Here is a 1,917-nt window from a genome sequence, read left to right as displayed (position 1 = left end):
AACTCCACCGGGAATAACTCCACCGGGAATAACTCCACCGGGAATAACTCCACCGCCACCATCGCCAAGCGGTAGATTTCCATCAGATAGAAACCGGGTTTTTCCAGAGCCCAACCAACCCTTTAACCGCGAACAGCAGCAGAACCAAAATAGTATATCGCGAGATATAGGAAAACCCGGAGAAAGGATGCCGCCTGAAAGAATGCAATCTCTTAGAGGAATGAGAAATTTAATCGGTAGAAATGCCAGAGATTCAGTTTTTGGGTCAGCATTCCGCAGCGACATCGGCAAAAACTTGGATAGGGGCACAATAGCGGCAGCTTTACCTCTGCTGGACAAATCTTTCAGCCAAGAATTCCGGGAATATTTCGGAATTAACGGCGGCGACGAGTTGCTGTCGCCAGACGATATCACAAAAAAGTTAGCATCAGTGGGTGCAGAAACTGGCACTAAACCTAGCTTACTTTATCTGTTTTCGCGATCGGAAAAATTAGATTTAGTGTTAGTAGATTCTTGCGGTGCGGTGGTGCACAAAACGGTGACGGAAGCAAACCGGGAAGAATTGCTGAAAGTTGTAACTACATTCAGAAATGAGATTACTAAGCCAGGGGTGCGGGCTACTACGAGTTATCTACCATCGGCCCAGCAGCTTTATAAATGGATGGTTGAGCCTTTGGATGAGAATTTGAAGAAGTGCGAAACGGATACTATTTCCTTTGTAGTCGATCGGGGTTTGAGAGGTATGCCCTTTGCGGCTTTGCACGACGGAAAGCAATTTTTGATCGAAAAGTACAATCTCAGCTTGATGCCCAGCATTAATTTAACAGATACTCGCTACGTCGATCTCAGAAAATCTCAAGTTTTAGCCATGGGTGCGTCGCAATTTTTTACGTTGAATCCTTTACCTGCGGTTCCTGCGGAAATAGCAGCTATTTCGCGAGAGTGGCCGGGAATTAGTTTTCTGAATGAGGGTTTCACTTACGATAATTTGAAGCGACAGCATCAAAGCCGACCTTTTGGGATTATTCATTTAGCTACTCACGGCGAATTTCGACCTGGTGCACCGAGTAATTCTTTTATTCAGTTGTGGGATAGTCGGTTGAGACTGGATCAATTGCATGATTTGAGATTGAATAATCCGCAGGTGAATCTATTAGTTTTAAGTGCTTGTCGGACTGCGGTGGGTGATGAAAGTGCGGAGTTGGGTTTTGGAGGTTTGGCGCTACAAGCTGGGGTGCAAACGGCTGTTGGGAGTTTGTGGTATGTTTCGGATGAGGGTACTTTGGGATTGATGAATGAGTTTTATCAGCATTTGAAGACGGCGCCAATTAAGGCGGCGGCGCTGCGACAAGCGCAAATTGCAATGTTGCGGGGTGATGTGCGTTTGGAGGGCGGTAAGTTGCGGGGTTCGAGTCGGGGTGAGGTGGATTTGCCGCAATCTTTGCAGGGGTTTGCTGATTTGAAGTTGTCACATCCTTATTATTGGTCGGCTTTTGTGATGATTGGGAGTCCGTGGTAATTGGTCATTAGTCCTTAGTCCTTAGTCCTTAGTCCTTAGTCTTTAGTTATTGGTTCGATATCAATGATTTTTTGGGAATGGTCGATCGCCCGTCAGCCTACAATTAGTCCGTGCGATCGATCTTTTGACCTATTTTTTCGGTTTTGTGCGCCACCAGGTGATGCCGGCTGCGAAAAGGGCGATGGCGCAACTCAACAAAAACGAGAATGCAAAGGGATGCAAGTGCACGACAACTGGGATGTGATGGTTTTGGACTGTCTCGAAGAGTTTGTCTGTACCGCTGGATGCGGCGATGCCTCCGGCTGCTAAACCGACGCCGATCGCCTGTACTGTGCTTTCTAGTCGATCGTCCCGATATTTCTCTTTGTCCTCGCTGTTGCGGAGTGCGAGTTGGTTGG

1 protein-coding gene and 1 pseudogene are annotated in these 1,917 nt (G+C 47.2%); one reads left to right on the top strand and one right to left on the bottom strand.

Translation table 11 applies throughout. From position 1 onward, the window contains the following. Window positions 1-1,519, top strand: a 1,519-nt coding sequence (locus QT974_RS28915; RefSeq protein ID WP_333471830.1) for a CHAT domain-containing protein, incomplete at its 5' end; no start/stop codon positions are given. A gap of 129 nt (window positions 1,520-1,648) precedes the next feature. On the opposite strand, the pseudogene QT974_RS28910 reads toward QT974_RS28915, so the two are convergent. Further along, window positions 1,649-1,917, bottom strand: a pseudogene (locus tag QT974_RS28910) (hypothetical protein); the annotation flags it as partial.

Origin of the sequence: Microcoleus sp. BM001215392 (assembly GCF_036700185.1) — a bacterium.
GTDB lineage: Bacteria > Cyanobacteriota > Cyanobacteriia > Cyanobacteriales > Microcoleaceae > Microcoleus.
The sequence above is the reverse complement of the archived record's forward strand: the minus strand, read 5'-3'. Positions and strand labels throughout refer to the sequence as shown.